The 4,022-nt window shown below is 40.7% G+C and carries 3 protein-coding genes and 1 pseudogene; all 4 read left to right on the top strand.

Going from position 1 to position 4,022, the window contains the following annotated elements; genetic code table 11:
• Nucleotides 1-243, top strand: a pseudogene (locus ACFIKG_RS08730) (hypothetical protein); the annotation flags it as partial.
• 24 nt (nucleotides 244-267) lie between these two features.
• A complete protein-coding gene (locus ACFIKG_RS08725) occupies nucleotides 268-1,614 on the top strand; it encodes a hypothetical protein (protein ID WP_375652137.1) in 1,347 nt (448 codons plus the stop codon).
• A gap of 10 nt (nucleotides 1,615-1,624) precedes the next feature.
• Complete coding sequence (locus tag ACFIKG_RS08720) at nucleotides 1,625-3,730, top strand: glycine zipper family protein (RefSeq protein ID WP_375652136.1); 2,106 nt, start codon at nucleotides 1,625-1,627, stop codon at nucleotides 3,728-3,730.
• Nucleotides 3,727-4,022: transglycosylase SLT domain-containing protein (locus ACFIKG_RS08715; RefSeq protein WP_375652135.1), on the top strand; the 296-nt coding region annotated here is incomplete at its 3' end. The genes ACFIKG_RS08720 and ACFIKG_RS08715, both read left to right, overlap by 4 nt.

Raw genomic sequence — 4,022 nt, 5'->3', positions numbered from 1 at the left:
ATGAACGCCGGTCATGGCTTTGCAAGGAATTACGGCACGACGACGAATAATAATACAGCCTCTATGATGCAAGGCAATAACCCATGGAAAAATGTAGGGGCTATAGGTTCTCTGGCACTTCAAGCAGCACCGATGGCTTTTGGTTATATGGCAGGTGGTCCAATGGGAGCAGCGTTGGCAGGAGGAGCATCCAAGTTTTTTTTAGATTACATGAATCAAAAGAAAGCTCTGGAGAATAATTAAAGAATAGTTTTGTAGGAGAGTGTGATGGCATTTCCATTATTAGGCTTAGCTGCTGGGGTAGCAGGTGGGGCAGCATTGAGATATGGACCTCATATTTTTAGGTATCTTTATCCCAGAGTAGCTCCAAAAATGGTTACAGGGGCGAAAGGATTGGGACAATTAATGAAACCAAACCTGAAGAATCCTTTAGTAATTGGTGGGGCGATTGGGAGTATTCTGGATAATATAAATGAAGCACAAGCCCCATCCAACCCCTATTTACAGAATAGTCTGAATCCATATGGACCATTTATGCCCTATACGGCTCCTAAAGCGGAAATGCCTCTTGGATTTGATCAACATCCACCCATGCCAAATGCACTAGAGAGTACTCCACAAGAACTAAAACCTCATGTTAATGAACAAACGCAACCATTAGCACCCGCTTCCCCAACACCGACTCCTGAACTGACAGATGCAGAGAAATTTTTACAGTCCAATACTTATAAGTTTTTTCAATCAGATGCGTATCAGAAGCTCAAAGATCTTTTTGCAGGTATGGCGGCAGCACCCACAGATGGTTCTGGATGGGATGCGCTTGCAAGTGGTGTGAAGCATCTTAATGAAGGTGATAAACAAAGAGGGCAGGTTAATCAGACCGTCGAGTATCTAAAGTCCAAAGGCTATAGCGAAGAAGAAGCGCGGTTCATGGCTGGGAATAAAGATGCGTTGAATGCTTTTCTATTACAAAAAGCGAACGGCGGTTATGATGCTAGATCTAAAGAAGAATTGGACCGCCTACGAGAAACGATAGAGCTTAAAAATAGAGAAACTATCAGTAATAATACACTCCATGACATTGAACGTTTTATGAACTATATAGAAGAAAATGGTGAATGGGCTACAGGTAATGCGGCTAGTATACAAGCTCAGTTGGGTGTTCCTCAACACCGTGATATGAGTTCACTGCTTGATTCCATTAAAAATCGTATAGGTATTGATCGTTTAGAAACGATGAGACAGTATTCGCGTAATGGCGCCTCAGGTTTTGGGAATCTCACAGAAAGAGAACTTGATATCTTAAAGAGCTATTTAGGAGAGATAAAGTACAACTTGGGTCATAAAGAGCTCTTGTTTAGGTTGAAAAAAATCCATGAGATTTTGGGTAAGATGAAATCAGACGTATTGGATTTGCTGGAAAACAATAGCATTGCATTAACGCAAGAGAATGTTGATAAGGTTACATCACAGCCGCATTCTAAAGCTCCACAGCAAGGACATAGTGCAAATGCGCCTGTAGTAAAAAGTGCAGAAGAAATTGAAGCCTTACCGAAAGGGGCAGATTTTATTGTTATTGATGCCGATGGTAAAAGAATGACTATAAGAAAATAGGTTATGTTTCATGTCTGAACTTAAGAATTATGATAAGTCACTTCTTCCTGAATGGGCTAGAAAGTATAAGGTTATTGGTATTGCTGAAGATGTTCAAAAGGAAACAGATTATCCTGAACTTAAGGATTATGATAAATCACGTCTCCCTGAGTGGGCTAGGAAATATAAAGTGATTGGTATTGCTGAGGATATTCCTAATACTCAAGAAACATCTAATGATTTTTCATTTGATGATAAAGATCTTACGTGGTTGGATGCGGTTATGAGACATAGCGCATCTGGTGCAACGGCAGGTTATTTTGACGAAATGAAAGCAGTACGTGAAGCAGGTGTGAGGGATTATTGGAGCGGCGATAAAAAGGCAGAAGAGGTTTATAACAGAAGAGTAGCCAAAGAACGTGCTTACCAAAAAGCTTTGGAAGAGAAACATCCATGGTGGTCTTCTGGTGCTTATATTGCTGGTTCGATTTTACCAACAATAGCATCATTGGGGATCCCTGCTTTAAATTTTTTGCGAGCAGGTTCGATTTTAGGAGGTTTAGGTAGGGGAGCTCTTGTTGGGGCAGGCTCTGGAGCTTTACATGGTTCTGGTGCTGGAGAAGGTTACAATGATACGGTGAATTCGGCGTTAGCTGGTGGTGTTGGTGGGGCAGTTTTGACACCAGCTGCTAGTTTAGCAGGTGCGGGGGTTTCTAAGTTAGGTGGTTTACTTGTAAATGCTTTAAAATCACCTCCACTTGTAAGGAATTATTTTAATCCTGCTCATAAAGAGGTTTCCAATAAGGCTTTGCGAGAAGTTGCCAAACAACTTTACGATAATAAAACCCAAAAGATCACGGAACGTCTTAGCTCAGAACCTCAGGAAGTATTTTTGACAGATATTAATGAAAAACTACGACAGACTTTGTGGAATGCGTCTAAAACAAATGAAGATGTTTATCATCTTTTGAAACAAGCGCATGAGAAAAGATTAGGCGGTTCTGTTCAACGTCTTGATGATATGATGGAGCAGACAATTGTTCCATACCAGCATAGCGATACTTTAAGCAGGACACTTAAACAGCAAGGGAAAGAAGCACATGATCATCTTTATGAACAAGCAAGGCAAACGCCGATAGGACGAGAGTATTATCCGGCTCTTAATAAACTTTTTGAAAATAAAGGGTTTCAAAAAGCTCTTAAAGAAGCTGTCAATACTTTAGAGGAACACCCTCTCAGTATAAATCCTAGAAGGTTTTATGATAGAAGATTTAGCAGTATAACCTATAAACCTACGATAGAGTTATTAGATCAAACTAAGCAGTCTCTTGATGATTTAATCGAAAAAAGTAAGAAACATGGTGATAACCAGAAGGTTTTAGGATACGAAGTCCTCAAACAAAATTTGGTAAAAATAATGGACGAAATCTCTCCTACGTACAAAGCAGCACGCGGTAGTGCGGCAAAATTCAAAAACTTTGCAGATAGCTTTGAGGAAGGTAGACAAGCTTTTGGAACAAAGCTTGAAAAGAGTTTTGAAAGGGATGCAGTTCAGGAAAATCTTTCTAAAGGGAATTGGACAAAACAAAATAATACCTATCAGATGGGCATGAGAGATGCATTAGATGATTTACTCAGAAAAAATGATGACCCTATTAATGAATTTTCTAAACTTTTAAAACAAAATCTTGCGTCTGAGAATCTTGAAAGAACCATAGGACCGGAGCGGTTTTCTACTTTTAAAAAGGCAGTAGATCAGGAGCAATTCTATTCTGATGCAGCAAAAGAGGGTTTTAGCAAATTTGAAGGCATTCCTGAGTTTTCTCTTTTTGATGGAGTTCGTGTACCACATAGTATTCCTGATATACCAGCTCAAGGCTTAAAATTAGCACGAAACATATTTTTTCATCCAAATGCCCCAGAGGCGCTACGGGCAAGACAAGAGCTAGAGCGCGGTATAGCGAAGTTAGCAACTTTTGGCGTTAAAGGAATGGAGCGCAATGAAATTGCCAAATTGATTCAAAGTGCTTTGAAGTGGCATAAAGCCGGTGTGATAACGGATGAAGGCTTGAAGATTGTTTCTAGAGCTGTAGCAAAAGGGTTAGGTCCTAGTGCTTCAATAGAGTATGCGAAATGACCCGTTATAGTCCTTCTGTCAATCAAGCGATCCGTCAAGCAGCAGCGCGATATGGTTTGCCAGAGAGTTATTTATACCGTGTTGCGCAAGTGGAAAGTGGAGGCAATCCGAATGCAAGGAATCCCCGCTCTTCTGCTGGTGGGTTGTATCAATTTATAGACAGCACCGCCAAACAATATGGTTTGCAGGATAGGTTTGATCCCATGCAAGCAGCTGATGCCATGGGGCGGTTGACACTTGATAATCGCAATCATTTAAGCCGTCTGTTGGGAAGAGCGCCTAGTGAAGCGGA

Source organism: Bartonella sp. LB28NMGDW, assembly GCF_042194435.1.
GTDB lineage: Bacteria > Pseudomonadota > Alphaproteobacteria > Rhizobiales > Rhizobiaceae > Bartonella > Bartonella grahamii.
This window is presented reverse-complemented; position numbering and strand designations above follow the sequence as displayed.